The 15,055-nt window shown below is 61.0% G+C and carries 15 protein-coding genes; 8 read left to right on the top strand and 7 right to left on the bottom strand.

Annotated elements, in window-relative coordinates; all coding sequences use genetic code 11:
• Nucleotides 1–177: 177 nt before the first annotated feature.
• The 3 genes from MA07_RS14970 (at nucleotide 178) to MA07_RS14960 (ending at nucleotide 3,476) form a co-directional block, all read left to right on the top strand.
• Nucleotides 178–846, top strand: coding sequence for a GntR family transcriptional regulator (locus MA07_RS14970; RefSeq protein ID WP_036352355.1), 669 nt, complete (start codon nucleotides 178–180; stop codon nucleotides 844–846).
• Entirely contained in the window at nucleotides 843–1,523 is a 681-nt protein-coding gene (locus MA07_RS14965; RefSeq protein ID WP_052003195.1) for an FCD domain-containing protein, read from the top strand. The genes MA07_RS14970 and MA07_RS14965 overlap by 4 nt, the downstream gene beginning before the upstream one ends.
• A gap of 66 nt (nucleotides 1,524–1,589) precedes the next feature.
• Nucleotides 1,590–3,476, top strand: coding sequence for a sugar phosphate isomerase/epimerase and 4-hydroxyphenylpyruvate domain-containing protein (locus MA07_RS14960; protein WP_036352353.1), 1,887 nt, complete (start codon nucleotides 1,590–1,592; stop codon nucleotides 3,474–3,476).
• Between the two features lie 44 nt (nucleotides 3,477–3,520).
• Here MA07_RS14960 and MA07_RS14955 read toward each other — a convergent pair whose 3' ends face one another.
• The 4 genes from MA07_RS14955 to MA07_RS14940 all read right to left on the bottom strand — a co-directional run bounded on the left by MA07_RS14955 (nucleotide 3,521) and on the right by MA07_RS14940 (nucleotide 8,041).
• Entirely contained in the window at nucleotides 3,521–4,357 is an 837-nt protein-coding gene (locus MA07_RS14955; RefSeq protein ID WP_036352351.1) for an amidohydrolase family protein, read from the bottom strand.
• Nucleotides 4,358–4,433: 76 nt separating this feature from the next.
• Nucleotides 4,434–5,375: an ABC transporter substrate-binding protein gene (locus tag MA07_RS14950; protein WP_036352349.1), complete on the bottom strand. Its 942-nt coding sequence runs from the start codon at nucleotides 5,373–5,375 to the stop codon at nucleotides 4,434–4,436.
• 120 nt (nucleotides 5,376–5,495) lie between these two features.
• On the bottom strand, nucleotides 5,496–6,491 hold the full coding sequence (locus MA07_RS14945; protein WP_052003200.1) for an ABC transporter permease: 996 nt from the start codon (nucleotides 6,489–6,491) through the stop codon (nucleotides 5,496–5,498).
• 5 nt (nucleotides 6,492–6,496) lie between these two features.
• The gene (locus MA07_RS14940; RefSeq protein ID WP_036352347.1) at nucleotides 6,497–8,041 is read right to left on the bottom strand and encodes a sugar ABC transporter ATP-binding protein; all 1,545 of its coding nucleotides are present in this window, start codon (nucleotides 8,039–8,041) and stop codon (nucleotides 6,497–6,499) included.
• A gap of 495 nt (nucleotides 8,042–8,536) precedes the next feature.
• Here MA07_RS14940 and MA07_RS14935 point away from each other — a divergent pair, with 495 nt between their 5' ends.
• Nucleotides 8,537–9,514, top strand: a complete 978-nt coding sequence (locus MA07_RS14935; protein ID WP_036352346.1) for an aldo/keto reductase — start codon at nucleotides 8,537–8,539, stop codon at nucleotides 9,512–9,514.
• Nucleotides 9,515–9,520: 6 nt separating this feature from the next.
• Nucleotides 9,521–9,955 carry an RbsD/FucU family protein gene (locus MA07_RS14930; RefSeq protein WP_036352343.1) on the top strand — a complete coding sequence of 145 codons (435 nt, stop codon included), beginning with the start codon at nucleotides 9,521–9,523 and terminating at the stop codon, nucleotides 9,953–9,955.
• Nucleotides 9,956–10,013: 58 nt separating this feature from the next.
• Here MA07_RS14930 and MA07_RS14925 read toward each other — a convergent pair whose 3' ends face one another.
• Nucleotides 10,014–10,529, bottom strand: a complete 516-nt coding sequence (locus MA07_RS14925) for a GAF domain-containing protein (protein ID WP_152568878.1) — start codon at nucleotides 10,527–10,529, stop codon at nucleotides 10,014–10,016.
• Between the two features lie 127 nt (nucleotides 10,530–10,656).
• Nucleotides 10,657–11,715, bottom strand: coding sequence for an endo-1,4-beta-xylanase (locus MA07_RS14920; protein ID WP_052003193.1), 1,059 nt, complete (start codon nucleotides 11,713–11,715; stop codon nucleotides 10,657–10,659).
• Nucleotides 11,716–11,785: 70 nt separating this feature from the next.
• Between MA07_RS14920 and MA07_RS14915 the strand changes: the two genes are divergently transcribed.
• Genes MA07_RS14915 through MA07_RS14905 form a run of 3 tightly spaced genes read left to right on the top strand, consistent with a single transcriptional unit; the run spans nucleotide 11,786 to nucleotide 14,575 of the window.
• Nucleotides 11,786–13,780 (top strand): SpoIIE family protein phosphatase, encoded by a 1,995-nt coding sequence (locus tag MA07_RS14915; RefSeq protein ID WP_036352340.1) that lies wholly within the window; start codon nucleotides 11,786–11,788, stop codon nucleotides 13,778–13,780.
• Nucleotides 13,767–14,102, top strand: a complete 336-nt coding sequence (locus tag MA07_RS14910; RefSeq protein ID WP_036352339.1) for an STAS domain-containing protein — start codon at nucleotides 13,767–13,769, stop codon at nucleotides 14,100–14,102. Before MA07_RS14915 ends, MA07_RS14910 begins: the two co-directional genes overlap by 14 nt.
• 32 nt (nucleotides 14,103–14,134) lie before the next feature.
• Nucleotides 14,135–14,575, top strand: a complete 441-nt coding sequence (locus MA07_RS14905; protein ID WP_052003192.1) for an ATP-binding protein — start codon at nucleotides 14,135–14,137, stop codon at nucleotides 14,573–14,575.
• Here MA07_RS14905 and MA07_RS14900 read toward each other — a convergent pair.
• Nucleotides 14,572–15,036, bottom strand: a complete 465-nt coding sequence (locus tag MA07_RS14900; RefSeq protein WP_036352337.1) for a hypothetical protein — start codon at nucleotides 15,034–15,036, stop codon at nucleotides 14,572–14,574. The genes MA07_RS14905 and MA07_RS14900 overlap by 4 nt on opposite strands.
• Nucleotides 15,037–15,055 lie beyond the last annotated feature (19 nt).

Genomic DNA, 15,055 nt, shown 5'->3' with positions numbered 1-15,055 from the left:
TGCTGCGCATGACCCTGCGTCTTGAGGGCACTATCCGCTCCGATTTTTGCAAAATCAATAGGCATTACTGAAATCATATGATATTTTGCATTCTAACATATGCTTCTGCCTCTATCTGAAGGGGTAGAGCGTTCCTGGAGGGGTCTCCATGCTGGCTCAGGAGAAGGCAAAAGCCCGATGAGCATCGAATTGATGGCCACATCCATTGCGGATCGTGCCTATGACCGCATCCGGGGCGACGTCGTCTTCGGGCGCTTGGCCCCCGGGCTGCGCCTGCGGCTCGACCGGCTCGCTGAAGCCTATGGAGCAAGCGTCAGCACCCTGCGGGAAATCCTGAGTCGGCTCTCTTCGGAGGGACTGGTCATCGCCGAGGGCCAACGGGGTTTTCGGGTCGCGCCCGTCTCTCCGGCGGGTTTCGAGGATGTCGCGGCGATGCGGCTGCTGCTTGAGACCTACGCGCTGCCCCTGTCCTTCACGGCTGGCGATCTGGAGTGGGAAAGCCGGGTCGTGGCTGCTCATCACAAGCTTGCCTTCATGGAGCGGCGGATGCTGGCCGGGGACCAAAAAGGAATGGAGCTCTGGAAGCGCTACGACCGTGAGTTCCATCAGACCCTGATCGAGGCCTGCGGCTCACAGACTCTGCTCGACCTCTATGGCGGCGTCTTCGACCAGTATCTGCGCTACCAGATGGTGGCTGTCGTCTTCCGTGGGGAGATCGCCGCGGAGGAGCACCGAACGTTGCTCGATTGCGCCCTGACGCGCAATGCCGAGAAAGCCTGCACGGTGCTCACACAGCATGTGAACGGATGCGTGGCCTACACGCTGGAGAGCGGGGCGCTGACATGACAGACGATACGCTCGCGATCCCGCAATCCGGCACAGTCGGGGAAAGTGCCTACCAGAAGATCCGGTCCGATATCGTGTTCGGCCGCTTGGCGCCCGGCAAGAAGCTGAAGCTTGAACGCCTCAAGGCGGATTACGGCGCCAGCGTCAGCACGCTTCGCGAGATCCTGAACCGCCTTCAGTCCGAGCGGCTCGTGGTGGCCGAGGGCCAGAAGGGCTTCGAGGTAGCTCCCGTGTCGATTGCGAACCTGAGGGAGATCGCCGCGCTGCGGCAGCTTCTCGAATGCCGGGCTCTGGAGCAGTCGTTCCGGGCCGGCGACATGGAATGGGAAGGTCGTGTCGTGGCCGCCCACCACCGGCTCGCCCGAATGGAAGAGCGGATGGCCCAAGGGGACAGATCCCATACCGAGGAATGGAAGCGCTACGACTGGCAGTTCCATCAGGCACTCATCTCCGCCTGCGGGTCGGCGATGCTGATCGACAACCATGCGGCGGTCTTCGACAAGTATCTGCGCTATCAGATGATTGCCCTGAGCTATCGCGGCGACATTGCCGCCAGTGAACATGCCGAGCTTCTGGAATGCGCCCTGGCGCGAGACGCCGCGCGCGCCTGCGAGGTGCTGAGGCGCCACGTAGCCGGGGGCGTCGAGCATGCGCTGGCGACCGGAACCATCAGCTGACACGAGAAGGAGCCGGCCGGATCGGCACAGGCTCCCGACCACAACCGAGGAAACGGACCGACGAGCATGCGCACCGCCATCGCCACCGTCTGCCTGAGCGGCACCCTGACCGAGAAGATTGAGGCCATCGCGGCCGCGCAGTTCAAGGGCGTGGAGATCTTCGAGAACGATCTTCTCTCCTTCAACGGCACCCCGGCGGATGCCCGGCGCATGATCGAAGGGCTCGGGCTCGAGACGATCACCTTCCAGCCGTTCCGTGACTTCGAAGGCATGCCCGAGCCGCAGCGCTCGAAGGTATTCGCCCGCGCCGAGCGCAAGTTCGATGTTATGCAGGAACTCGGCTGCGACCTCCTGATGGTGTGCAGCAATGTCTCCCCGGACTCGCTCGGCGGGATCGAGCGCGCCGCTGCGGATTTCCATGAACTTGGCGAACGTGCCGCCAGGCGGGGCTTGCGCGTGGCCTTCGAGGCGCTCTCCTGGGGGCGGCACATCCACGATTATCGCGATTCATGGGAAGTCGTGCGGCGTGCGAACCATCCGGCTGTCGGACTGGTGCTCGACTCCTTCCATGTGCTGGCACGGGGAACGGGCCTTTCGGCGATCCGATCCATCCCGCCGGACAAGATCTTCCTCGTGCAGATGGCCGATGCGCCGAAACTCGACATGGACTACCTGTCCTGGAGCCGGCATTACCGCTGCTTTCCGGGACAGGGCGACCTGCCCATCGAGGATTTCATGGACGCGCTTCATGCGACAGGATTCGACGGGCTCCTGTCCCTCGAAATCTTCAACGACCGCTTCCGGGCGGGTTCCACGCGCAGCGTCGCCGTTGATGGTCAACGCTCCCTGATCGGCATGCTCGACGAACTCCGTCGGCGCACAGGCGCGGCTCTTCCCGATGTCGACGCTCTCCCGCCCAAGGCCCTTTGCTCCGGTGTCGAGTTCGTCGAATTCGCCGTGGACGAGCGGAGCGCCGTTGGATTGGAGCATACCTTAAGCGGTCTCGGCTTTCAGAAAGCAGGCCTTCACCGCTCGAAGGCGGTGACCCGCTGGCGGCAGGGCGACATCAACGTTGTCGTGAATGCCGACAAGAAAGGCTTCGCCCATTCCTTCAACATCACGCATGGCACCGCCATCTGCGCCTTGGCTCTGCGTGTCGATGATGCGCCAGGGACTGTCGACCGCGCCGGCACGCTCCTCGATCAGCCCTTTCAGCAGCCGGTGGGGCCGGGCGAGATGAACATACCGGCCGTTCGCGGTCTTGGCGGCAGCCTTCTGTACTTCGTCGATCAGAAGTCGGGGCTGGACCGACTATGGGAGGTCGATTTCGAGCCAGTCGCTGCAGACGACTATGTCGGTGCCGGGCTGACGTCGGTCGACCATGTTTCCCAGTCGATGCATTATGAGGAGATGCTGACCTGGCTCTTGTTCTACACATCCCTTCTTGATGTTCGGAAAACGCCGGTTCAGGCGGTGATCGACCCTGGCGGAGTGGTGCAAAGTCAGGCCATAGAGACCCATGACGGCTCCCTTCGCCTGATCCTCAATTCCTCCCAAAGCCAGCGCACCCTGTCGTCACGGTTTCTGAATGAGCTCTTCGGGTCGGGCATCCAGCACATCGCGCTTGCGACCGAGAATATCTACAGCACCGTCGAGCGCCTCAAGGAGCGAGGTGTCGATCTTCTGCCGATCCCGGAGAACTATTACGATGATCTCGAGGTGAGAACTGATCTCTCTGCCGAGGATGTGGAGCGGCTGCGCGCCAACAACATCCTGTATGATCGGGAGGGCGGAGCCGAGTATTTCCAGGCTTATACAAAAACCCTGGAAAGCGGGTTCTTCTTCGAGATCGTGGAACGACGGGATTACCGGGGTTACGGCGCCGCGAATGCTCCCATCCGCCTTGCATCCCAGACGCGTCTCGCTGTAGAAGCAACACCCTCCGGGCTCTGACATACGATAAGCTGATGGCGTATGTCAGAGCCCGGGTTCAGCCTTCAAGGCAATCCGTAGAATCGTTGAGCGGTGCCTCCAAAAACGGCGCTCTTGTGCTCCGGAGGCAGATGGGTGGTGAGTTCCTGCGCCAATTGCCACCATTGAACATAGCTGCTGCGCAAGGTGCAAACTGGCCAGTCGCTGCCGAACATCAGCCGCTCTGGCCCAAACAGAGCGAGAAGCGCTTGGGAGACAGGCTTGAGAGCCGCTTTTGATGTCTGCCCTCGGCACTCGGTCACAAGGCCGGACAATTTGCAATGCACATGAGGGATATCGGCCAGCTGGGCCAGATCCCTCTGCCAGGAGCCCAGGTGCTCACCGATCGGCGGCTTGGCGCCATGGTCGATGACAATCCTCAAATCCGGGTGGCGCTCGATCAGCCGCAGGAGATTGGGCAGGTGTTGCGGGAGGACAAGCGCATCGAAGCACAGGCCGAGATCGACAAGTGCCCTGTAGACGGGAGTCAACTCGGCCGTGAGCATCCAGCCATCGTCCGGGATGTCCTGCAGCATGGGGCGGATACCCCGAAGCAGCTTGTTGGATGCCAAGCGTTCAAGCTGGTCCACAGCATCAGGTGCCAGCATGTCGACCCAGCCGACAACGCCTTTGATCCTAGGCTCGCTCTCCGCGACCGATAGAAGATAGCGTGTTTCGTCAAGGGTGGGAGCCGCCTGAACCAGGATCGCGTAATCGATGCCAGCCTGTTCCCAGGATGCTCGGACGTCCTCAACCGTGAAGTCGCGGTAGATGACAGGAAGGTCAGGGGTCAGCCAGCCGTAGTCCCCGCGCGACAGCTGCCAGACATGCATATGAGAGTCGATGCGCGGGGGATGGCTCATCTTTCACCTGCAATCGGCGGAGGGTGGCTGCATGGGGAGCGGGAGAGGGGATCACCCCTCTCCCGAAGGCTGGATCTTAATCGTACAGAACGGTTGCGATCTTCGGATCGCTCATGTTCGACTTGTCGTAATAGAAAAAGCCGGTGTCGATCACCTTCTCCAGTTTCTCGCCCTTGAGGGCCTTCACGGCCGCCTCGACTGTCTTGTAGCCGATGCCAACCGGGTTCTGGGTAATGGCGCCCGCCATGAGGCCGTCCTGGATTGCCTGCTTTTGCTGCTTCCCGGAATCGTAGCCGATGATGACGATCTTGCGGTTCATCTCCCTGGCGCCGTTGACCACGCCGATGGCTGAACCTTCATTGGCGCCGAAGATGCCCTTGAGGCGCGGGTTCGCCTGGAGGATCGACTTCGTGATCTCCGTCGACTTGAGGTGATCGCCGGAGCCGTATTGGACGCTCACGATGTTGATCTTCGGGTATTTTTCCTTGACCCGGTTGACGAAGCCGTCGCGCCGATCGATGCCCGTTCGGCTCGTCTGGTCATGTACCACGAGAGCGACGTCACCTTCTCCGCCGATCAGTTCTGCCATCTTGTCGGCGGCCAATGCCGCGGCCGCAAGATTGTTCGTGGTAGCCGTCGTCACCGGAACGTCGCTGTCGACGCCGGAGTCGAAGGCGACGACCGGGATCTTGGCGGCCTGCGCCTTGCGCAGGAGCGGGATTGCCGCCTGGCTGTCCAGTGCCGCGAAGCCGATCGCTTTCGGGTTCTTGGCGAGTGCGGCCGAGAGCATGTCGATCTGCTTGTCGACCATGGTCTCGCTGTCCGGGCCTTCGAACGTGATGCGAACGTTATGCTCCTTGGCAGCCTGCTCGGCTCCGGCCTTCACGGCCTGCCAGAACTGATGCTGGAAGCCCTTCGAGACGAGGGGGATATAGACTTCCTGGGCCGCTGCGGGACCCGAAAAGCCGATGAGCGCTCCGATGCTGATGGCACCGATCAGATTGCGTCTGCTCCACATCTGTTCCTCCTGGATATCGTTCGTTGTTGGCCCCGACTGTCCGGGGTTCGAATGTACTGGATAGGTGAGTGTTGTTGCGGTTTCGTCTGCTCCTTTCATGATGACGACAGGCGAGGGGCCCTAGCTCTTGCGGCGCAAGATGTCGGCATAGACGGCGAGAATGATGATGATCCCCGTCACGACGGTCTGCCATTCCTGGGCGACCGAGAGGATCCGCAGGCCGTTCGTGAGTACGCTGATGATCAATGCGCCGATGATCGTGCCGAGAATGGTCCCGCGACCGCCGCTGAGCGACGTGCCGCCGATGACCACGGCCGCAATGGCATCGAGCTCATATCCTTGTCCGAGGGCGGGCTGTGCGGAATTGAGCCGGGAGGCGATGATGAGTCCGGCAATGCCGCAGATCCCGCCCGAGACGGTGTAGACGATGATCTTCCAGAAATCGGTATTCACGCCCGAGAGGCGCACCGCCTCCTCATTCGAGCCGAGGGCGAAGGTATAGCGGCCGAAGGCCGTGCGTGTGAGAACGAGGCTTGAGACGATCGCAACGACGAACAGGATCAGGACGCCATTGGGGATCGGCAGGAAGGGCAGGACGACTCCGATCAGGGATTCCTGCGAGATCATCGAGAAGTTCGGGGTATCGTTGAAATAGATCGGCCTGGTTCCCGAGATCACGAGGGCAAGGCCCTTCAGCAGCATCATCATGCCCAGGGTTGCGATGAATGGCGGGATCTTCATCTTGGCAATGAGGGTGCCGGAGACCGCCCCGCTGAGGGCGCCCGCAGCGATGGCCGCGAGGATGCCCAAAGGCATAGGCAGGCCCCAGTAGGTCAGGACCACTCCTGCGATGACGGCGCAGAACGTCATCAGGGTGCCGACCGACAGATCGATTCCGCCCGTGATGATGACGAAGGTTGCAGCGACTGCGAGAATGCCATTCACGGCCGTCGCCTGCAGGATGCCGATGAGGTTGTCGCTCTGCAGGAAATTTTCTGACGCGATGCTGAAGACGGCCATCAGAGCGATCAGGCTGGCGAAGGCCAGGATCTTCTGCCAAGCCCCCTGGCTCAGCACTGCGGGCCTGACGATGGTCCGGGTACCTTTTTCTACGATGGTCGTCACGTGGTTGATCCCCCAGTCGCCGCGTTCGGGCTGTCCGCCGTCAGGCTATGCCGTTGTGTTGCCAAGCGCATAATGTCCTCCTGGGTCGCTCCCTCGCCTGGGAGTTCACCCGTGAGCCGCCCCTCGCACATCACGGCGATCCGGTGGCTCATTCGCAAAATCTCGGGCAGCTCGGATGAGATCATCACGATGGCCCGGCCTTGTGCGGCAAGGGTGTTCAGGAGCTTGTAGATCTCGTTCTTCGCGCCGACATCAATGCCGCGGGTCGGCTCGTCGAAGAACAGGATTTCGCAGTCCCGCGCGAGCCACTTTGCGATCACGATCTTCTGCTGGTTGCCGCCTGAGAGGAACCGCACCTCCTGAGCATCCGAAGGCGTTTTGATCCGAAGCTGCTTGATGTACGAGCGGGCCGTCTCCCGGATCGCTCGCGCCCTGAGGATCATGTTCAGAGAGAGGAACTTGCTCAGGCATGGCATGACGATGTTCGCCGCCACATCCATCCCGGTTGCCAGTCCAAAACGCTTCCGGTCTTCTGACAGATAGCCGATGCCTAGGCGCACGGCGTCCTTGGGCGAGCGGATCGTGACGGGCCGGCCCCTGACGATGATATCTCCGCCATCCAGCGGATCGGCTCCGAAAATTGCCCGCGCGACCTCCGTGCGGCCGGCTCCCATCAGGCCTGCAAATCCGAGGATCTCACCCTTGCGCAGCTTGAAGCTGACGTCTTGGATCGCATTGCTGCGGCGGAGATTACGGACCTCGAGCACCACGTCATGGTTCGACAGGTCGGGAACGTCCGTCTTGGTCTCGGTCAGGCTGCGCCCGACCATCATCGAGATGATCGTGTCGACGCTGGTGGAGGCGGTTGGGACCGTGCCGACATATTCACCGTCGCGCATGACCGTGACCCGATCCGAGATCTCCTTCAGTTCATCCATCTTGTGGGAAATGTAGACGATGCCGACGCCCTGAGTTTTGAGTTGGCGGATGATGCCGAACAGCTCCGCGATCTCCGCTTTGTTCAAGGCAGCCGTCGGCTCGTCCATGATCAAGACTCTCGACCGGAAGGACAAAGCCTTGGCGATCTCGACCATCTGCTGCATGGCGACCGTGAGCTCGCCGACCTCGGCACGGGGGTCGAGTGCCAAATTCATGCGCGAGAAGATATCGGCCGTTGCCCGGTTCAGAGCCCCCTCGTCAAGAAGGAGGCCTTTGGCCCGTTTGGGTTCTCGGCCGATGAAGATGTTCTGCGCGGCGGTGAGTTCATTCATCAGGTTGAGCTCCTGATGAATGATGCTGATTCCGAGATCCTGCGCGGCCCGCGGCGATGAAATATCGACGGGTTCGCCTTCAATGAGAATCTCGCCTGCATCTTTCCGGTAGATGCCCGCGAGCACCTTCATCAAAGTCGATTTGCCGGCCCCGTTTTCTCCCATGAGGGCGTGGACTTCGCCTGGAAGCAGTTCGAAACGGGCTTTCTTGAGAGCCTTCACGCCGGGAAATGATTTGTCGAGATCCCTGATGGTGACAAGCGGCGTCATGAGCAGCGCCTCATTTGTCCCTGCATCACATAGGGTTGCAGCCGGGAACCCGGACATGGATTTGAGGCAGTATTCGAAGAGACGAGGCTCGAAGCCTCCGTGCGCAGCCAGACGACAATCGGGCAGCCCCAGCCCCAAATCGTTGCGGACGCCAACAGGACGTCGTCCTGCTCCTGCATCTGCTCCTCCCGACCGCCCCCTGTAACGGTCCGCACCCATGAAGCTGTTCTACAGGGCTCCTTTGGGTCTCGGCTCGGATCGAAAGCTCAAAAGGCTTTTCTTGCAAGGATGATATTCATGAACATCAGAGGCAGGCAACTAAAATGTTAGTGGGAAAAAGGGCATACAATAGTGTTGCAACAGGATTTGATTTTTTCCCCAGTGGCGCGCCTGGTGTCTCGTCGCTTGCCTGCCCGGAGGCGGCGCCATAGGCTTGAACCTATTCGTCCCTGGGCTCGGATCGAAGCTGCCGAGAGACGTGAACGGAGTGATCAGATGCCCATCGACCCGCTTCAGAAGACCCCGCTCGGACGCACGGATCTCTCGGTATCACGGATCTGCTTCGGAACCTCGTCTTTGGGGGATATGCCCGGAACCTACGGCTATGACGTCAGTGAGGATCGAGCCCGTGAGACCGTGCGGGCCATCTTCTCGGGGCCGGTGAACTTTCTCGATACGTCCCGCATCTATGGTTTTGGCCGCAGCGAGGAACGGATTGGCGATGTGATCCGCGAGCGTGGGGGATTGCCGGAAGGATTCGTGCTCTCGACCAAGCTGGATCGCGATCCGGAAACCAACCGGTTCGATGCCTCACAGGCACGCCGATCTCTTGAGGAAAGCCTCAGGGCGCTCGGCCTCGACCGTCTCGACCTTCTCCATCTTCATGATCCGGAGCACGCCGACTCGCTGGAAGCCACCACAGGCGCTCAGGGAGCTCTCGCCGAGCTGTTCCGGATGAAGGAGGAGGGGCTGGTCAAAGCGGTCGGTCTGGCCGCAGGGCCGGTCGACGTCATGATGCCGCTCCTGCGTGACTGGAGCTTCGACGCGATGATCACGCACAACCGCTTCACTCTGGCAAATCGCAATGCCGAAGCCATGATCAGCTTCGCCCATTCGAAAGGTATTGCCGTTCTCAACGCAGCACCCTACGCGGGAGGTGTCCTGGCGAAGGGTTCCGACTCCTATCCACGCTATGTTTATCAGGAGGCTTCGGAGGATGTCCTGGACCCGATCCGCCAGATCGAGTCCGTCTGCGCCAAGCACGGTGTTCCGCCCGGAGCCGTCGCCCTGCAGTTCTCGATGCGGGACGAGCGGATCACCTCGACGATCTGCGGCGTCAGCAAACCAGAACGGGTTGCTCAGACGCTCGAGTGGGCACGCTGTCCGATTCCGCAATCCGTCTGGGACGAATTGGCATCCCTCACTTATTCGACCGACGATCCCGAGGCGAGCCGCCAGTACAATCCAGGATAATCCACCATGCTCAAGAACATCGATCCTCTCCTGTCTCCCGATCTGCTGATGGTGCTGCGCTCGATGGGGCATGGCGACGACATCGCCATTGTCGACGCCAACTTCCCGGCGGCCTCGATGGCTCGGCGTCTTGTCCGGCTCGACGGGCTGACGGCGACCGACGTCACGAATGCGATCCTGTCCGTGATGCCTCTCGACGATTTCGTGCCGGAGGCGGCCTGGCGCATGGAGGTTGTGGGCGACCCACAGGCGGAACAGCCTATCTTCGATGAGTTCCGCGCCATTATTGGGCGTCATGAAGGCTCGACCTTCCGTCTCGCGAGCCTTGAGCGCTTCGCCTTTTACGAGGGGGCCAAGGCGGCCTTTGCAATCGTATCGACGGGCGAAAGAAGGCTCTATGGAAATATCATCCTGAAGAAAGGTGTTGTCCGCGATCGATGATGTTGGCCGGCTTCCCCACCGGGTTTTGGACCGGGTGTCCGGGTGGGTGAAAGCGACTTCAGCTTCTCTTATCGAATTCGGTTGTGGCAATCTGCCGGACAGCCCTGTCGGCATAAAGTTGAAGTTCCGCCTTGTCGCCTCGGGAGAAGGAACGGGGTTTCGCGTCGATCAGGCACAAGGCACCCAGCCTTATGTTCTTCAAAAAGATCAACGGAGCTCCTGCATAAAACCGGATGAAGGGTGCCCCGGTCACGAAGGGGTTATCCCTGACACGGTCGTCAGCCAAAGCGTCCTCGATGACGAAGACCTCGTCGCTCAGGATCGTATAGTTGCAAAACGCCACGTCCCGCGGCGTTTCGCCCGCCTCCAGACCCTGCGCTGCCTTGATCCGTTGCCTTGCCTTGTCCAGCAGGGTGAGCGTGCAGATCGGAACCTCGAAGTGTTGTCGGGCCTCTTCGCAGATCGTGTCGAGCGCCGGATCTGCCCTGGCATCGAGAGCGCCTGTCTCAAGAAGGGTTCTTAGTCGCTCCTCCTCATGAGGACCTGTAGGGAAGGACATTGCTATGGATACCAACTGCTTCTTTCCTGAAGCCAAGTCTAAGGAGACGGTACTGGAGCATCAGAAGGCCGGAAGCTCCGTCAGTGTAGAGGCCGCTCTATTTTGATCATAAATCATAAGCGTTTACAGTAACCCATCCGTATTAATCAGTTCCTATGCGGAGACCCGAGAGTTCTGAACCAGTCTGCCGTCCACTCAGGAGGGCATCTCTGACTCCGTGCCAAGCTTGCTTCCTTCGAGCTGCCCGATCGAACAGAAGCGGCCGCTGCGGGGCGCCGTCGAGCCGGGGCCTGAAGCCGTTCAGCCAAGTTCGGCCGTCAGACAGCCCCCATGTGCTCACCGCAAGGACGTCAGCCTCCGCGAGGACGAGCTCGAGATAGGACCGATAGGTCTCGGCCACGATCGCGTCTCGCTGCTTCCGGTCACGGGGGCAAAGGTGATCCGACACGTCCATCTCGGTGATCATGACGCTCAGGCCCATAGCCCGGACCTCCCGGAGAAAGCGGCGAAAGTCCGGATGGTCCCGGGGCTGCTCCAAGGCCGTCAGGTGAGATTGGACTCCGAGACAGGCAATCGGAGTGCCCCTGGCTTTTTCCCGCTCGAGCAGGGCCAGCATCTGCCGTCGTTTTCCTTCAGCCGCGGGAGAGTCGTATTCGAGTCCCATTTCGTTGAGGACGAGAATGGCGTTGGGGTCCAGGAGCGCTGCCTCTCTGAAGGCGATCTCGATGTAGTCAGGGCCGAAGGCCGCGAGAAAGCGCGTCTCACGCAAGCCATCCCTCCGGCCATGGTCAAGCTCTAGTGACTCATTCACGACATCCCATGAATGCAACTGCCCAGCATACCGGGCCGCGGTGCTCGTCAGGTGGTTCAGGGCGGCTTCCCGAAACTGCTTGTCCGAAGTCATCTGAAGGCCTTGCGGAACGGCTTCATGCCACCAGAGAGTGTGCCCGTGGACTGCCAGAGCATTGTCCGCAGCGAAGGAAATCAGCTGGTCGGCGGCGGAGTATTCAAGGTTTTCTTGGACCCTGCAGACGGCATCCCATTTCAGCTCGTATTCTGGCGTAATGATAGAACAGTTGCCCAGGATCGCTCTGGTGATGGGTTGCGACAGAAGGTCGGAGGAGCACACAGCGGTGCCGAAAAGCACGCCGTTTTGGGCAGCGGCGCTCGACAAGCTGCTCTTCTTTGGCTCATGGTGCATTCTTATTCCCTGCCTGAATGATATCACAGGCGACTTTCCATCCAACGCGATACCTCTATAGACCTCACTTATGAAGATCCGACACATTCTGCTGATTCTGACGGCATTCCTTGGGGCTGCCTTGCTGATCGCTGTCGCGTTCCAGATTCGTGACGAGCTGCTCGGCTATCAGACGGCGGAACGGATGGCGGCGTCGAATACGGTAAGGGAGAGGCTCCTGCTCGGGACGGCTGCCCTCGCGAGCGAGCGCAGCCAGACATACGTGCTGTTGATCGGGCAGAGGAACGGAGCCAGCGGCATCATGGAGCTGCGCGACGTACGGCGACAGGTAGACGATCTGTTGAATACGGCCGAGCGCGAGATCACAGCCACCCAGGCATCTTTGAGCAACACCAGCAGCAGCCTCGCCACAGTTTCGCGCATCCGCCGGGAGATCGACGCCCTGCGGCAGCAGGCAGATGGGTTGATCGGACTTGCAGAGGGCGGAAGAGGCGAGGAATTCGCCCCACACTGGTTCCAGGAGGCCACTCGCCTTGTTGAGGAGTTGCAGTCATCCCGGATGACCATTCTGCAGCGCGAGAGGCCGCTCGACCCGGCTCTCAGAACCGAAGCGAACCTGAGAGCATTTGGCGCCATCCTCAGCGAGAGCATCGCTCGCAACCAAGCACTGATGAGCCGGGCCCTCGAGAACCCGTCCGAGATCAGCGGGCTCGAGGTTGACGCAATCAGTCAAAATGCCGGCCGCGCGGCACTGGCCTGGGAGCTCATTGATGGCCAGATGGTCGTGCCGTTGAGCGAGAGCGTCAAGGGGGCCGTATCAGGCACCCATGAGAACTACAGCTCGACCTTTGCGCCGCTTCAAAGATCTCTGATCGCGGCACTTCTTGGACAGGTGCCGCCCGCCCTGGGCCCTGGGGAATGGTACGACTTGACCGGAAGGACGCTGAGCAACATCGCTCTGATGCAGCGGGAGCTTCTTCGCAGTACGCGGGAGCGCCTCGATGCGGAGCTCAGCCGGACCCGAAGGTCTGTCGCCCTTTGGTCGGCCCTGCTCCTGCTGGGGGCTGCTGCCGTGCTCGCCAGCATCATGGTCGTACGCCGGAGGGTGGTCCGGCCGTTGGAGAGCCTCAGTCAGGCCATGCTCAGGCTGGCTGACAACGATCTGGAGATCCCCTTGCCTCGTCTGGCCAGGGCTGACGAGATCGGCGAGATGAACGATGCGCTGAGAGTCTTCAAGGCGAATGCCATTCAGCGGCAGAGAACCCAGAACGAGAAGCAGGTCCTGCATGCCCGTCTCCGGGATGCCTACAGCCAGCTTCGGAAGGACCTTGAGGCTGCCGCCGTCATCCAAAGGACGATGCTGCCACCGTCCGCCCGAATTGACGGAGTGGAGTATCACGGCCTGTTCCGGCCCTCGAGCCTCATCGCCGGCGATACCTATAACGTGGTGCGGCGTACCGATGGCGCAATCGGTTTCTTCCAAGTCGATGTTGCGGGCCATGGAGCGGCGGCGGCGCTGGTGTCCGTCGCCTGCCACCATGCTCTTTCGCAGGCGATCCTGACCCGGACACAGGGGACGCCGCTGGAGGAGATTGTCGTACAGATCAACGAGGAGTGGCCGGAGGATCTGCCGTACTTCACGATGATCCTGGGGGAGATCGACTCCCGCTCCCGGCGCGCCAGCATCATTCAGGCGGGACATCCGTCACCGTTGGTGATCCGCTCCGATGGCGCCGTCGAGATGATCGGCGAGGGAGGATTCCCCGTCGGGATGTTGCCTGCCGCCTCTTATGAAAGGCTGGAATTCGACCTGGGCCCGGGAGATCGCCTCTTCATCTACTCTGACGGGCTGGTCGAGGCTGAGGACCAAAGTGGCGAGCAGTTCTCCGAGGTCAGGCTGCGCACGTTCGTGCGCGACGCCGCGGCAGAACCAAGTGCCATTCTGCTTGACAGGCTCAATGAGGTCTTGCGGAACTGGCGGAGCACTGAAACCCTGGACGACGACCTGAGCGTTCTCATGCTGGAGCGCTCTGCCGAAAGGATGCCTGCGAATGCTGTCCACTGATCTACGCAATAATGTTCTCGTTGTCCGGGTTGAGGAGAAGCGGATCGATGCCAGCAGGGCTCCGGCATTCAAGGATGAAATGACAAGGTGCATCGAGGCCGGGCAGAACCAGCTTGTTCTCGACCTGAGCCGGGTCGATTTCATCGACAGCTCCGGCCTCGGGGCTCTCGTCTCCTGCCTTAAGCGCCTCGGGCCGAGGGGGAGCCTGGCGGTTGCGGGCGCTACCGGAGCGGTCAGCCGCCTGTTCACCCTGACCCGTATGGATCGGGTTTTCGCTCTTCATCCAGACGTGGATACCGCTGTCGAACAGCTTTCCGCCTGATCCCCCGCCGCCAGAGCGCAGAAAGAGCCACGATGGTTTCCTCCATCAGCCTCTCAATCGACAGCGACCTCGACAAGGTGTCGCTCCTTGCCCGCGCGGTTCGGGCCCTGTGCGAGGATCTGCTGAGTCCGGAGGATCAGGACGCGGTGGAACTCAGCCTCGTGGAGGCCATCAACAACGTCATCAAGCATGGGTACCATGGAGAGCGTGGCAAGGACGTCCAAGTGGCGGTCGGGCTTCAGGCGGATCAGGTCGTGATCGAGATCATCGATCATGCTCCCCCCATGCCCACTCAGGTGCTCGACAAGCCTTCGGAGGACACCTTCACCTTCGACGAGACCGACATCGCCAATATTCCCGAAGGGGGCATGGGTCTGGCGCTCATCCGCATGAACATGGATGAGGTCGAGTATCATTCGAGCGAATCCGAGAACCGCCTGCGCATGATCAAGCGGATCGCAGCCCGAACCTAAGGGGCTGAAGCCAAGCCCGCTATCCTGTCCTGCAGGGAAGGGAAAGCGACCGCCGCGGCTCCCAGGGCGGAGACGAGCACGGGGGTGACCTCGCCTGTCTGACGTTCCATGTCGGCAAGGACTCTCTGGGTCCGCGTCAGACCATCCTCCGGCTTCAGGATGCCGAGTTGCACGGCGGAAGCAAGGGAAACAAGCAGCGCCGCCCGGTTCGCAGCCAGACCGGAGCCGGAGGCATAAGCCTCTTCGGACTTTTGCAGGTTGGCTCTCACCCTCGCGTCGATTGCGGGCAGGATACTGGGCGGCGCATTCCTCTGGCGCGCGAGCTCAGTCGCGACGCGGCCCTGGACCCGTTCTTCGGTGTCGAGCGTCTCGAGATAGATGATGAACCCGGTCGAGAGGGCCAACGCAACGATGAAGGTGATCTGGCCTCGCGCGTTGAGAAGGCCTGTTCTGAAACCCAACTGTTCGTCTCCGTATGCA

The organism is Microvirga sp. BSC39, from assembly GCF_000739015.1.
In the GTDB taxonomy this organism is placed as follows: Bacteria; Pseudomonadota; Alphaproteobacteria; order Rhizobiales; family Beijerinckiaceae; genus Microvirga.
Note: the sequence above shows the minus strand (reverse complement) of the source record. Positions and strands in the feature narration are given on the sequence as shown.

What these genes read in the sequence shown, in the direction of transcription:
- MA07_RS14970 (WP_036352355.1), top strand. Translation starts at nt 178, where the DNA reads ATGAGCATCGAATTGATGGCCACATCCATTGCGGATCGTGCCTATGAC.
- MA07_RS14965 (WP_052003195.1), top strand. Translation starts at nt 843, where the DNA reads ATGACAGACGATACGCTCGCGATCCCGCAATCCGGCACAGTCGGGGAA.
- MA07_RS14960 (WP_036352353.1), top strand. Translation starts at nt 1,590, where the DNA reads ATGCGCACCGCCATCGCCACCGTCTGCCTGAGCGGCACCCTGACCGAG.
- MA07_RS14955 (WP_036352351.1), bottom strand. Translation starts at nt 4,357, where the DNA reads ATGAGCCATCCCCCGCGCATCGACTCTCATATGCATGTCTGGCAGCTG.
- MA07_RS14950 (WP_036352349.1), bottom strand. Translation starts at nt 5,375, where the DNA reads ATGTGGAGCAGACGCAATCTGATCGGTGCCATCAGCATCGGAGCGCTC.
- MA07_RS14940 (WP_036352347.1), bottom strand. Translation starts at nt 8,041, where the DNA reads ATGACGCCGCTTGTCACCATCAGGGATCTCGACAAATCATTTCCCGGC.
- MA07_RS14935 (WP_036352346.1), top strand. Translation starts at nt 8,537, where the DNA reads ATGCCCATCGACCCGCTTCAGAAGACCCCGCTCGGACGCACGGATCTC.
- MA07_RS14930 (WP_036352343.1), top strand. Translation starts at nt 9,521, where the DNA reads ATGCTCAAGAACATCGATCCTCTCCTGTCTCCCGATCTGCTGATGGTG.
- MA07_RS14920 (WP_052003193.1), bottom strand. Translation starts at nt 11,715, where the DNA reads ATGCACCATGAGCCAAAGAAGAGCAGCTTGTCGAGCGCCGCTGCCCAA.
- MA07_RS14915 (WP_036352340.1), top strand. Translation starts at nt 11,786, where the DNA reads ATGAAGATCCGACACATTCTGCTGATTCTGACGGCATTCCTTGGGGCT.
- MA07_RS14910 (WP_036352339.1), top strand. Translation starts at nt 13,767, where the DNA reads ATGCTGTCCACTGATCTACGCAATAATGTTCTCGTTGTCCGGGTTGAG.
- MA07_RS14905 (WP_052003192.1), top strand. Translation starts at nt 14,135, where the DNA reads ATGGTTTCCTCCATCAGCCTCTCAATCGACAGCGACCTCGACAAGGTG.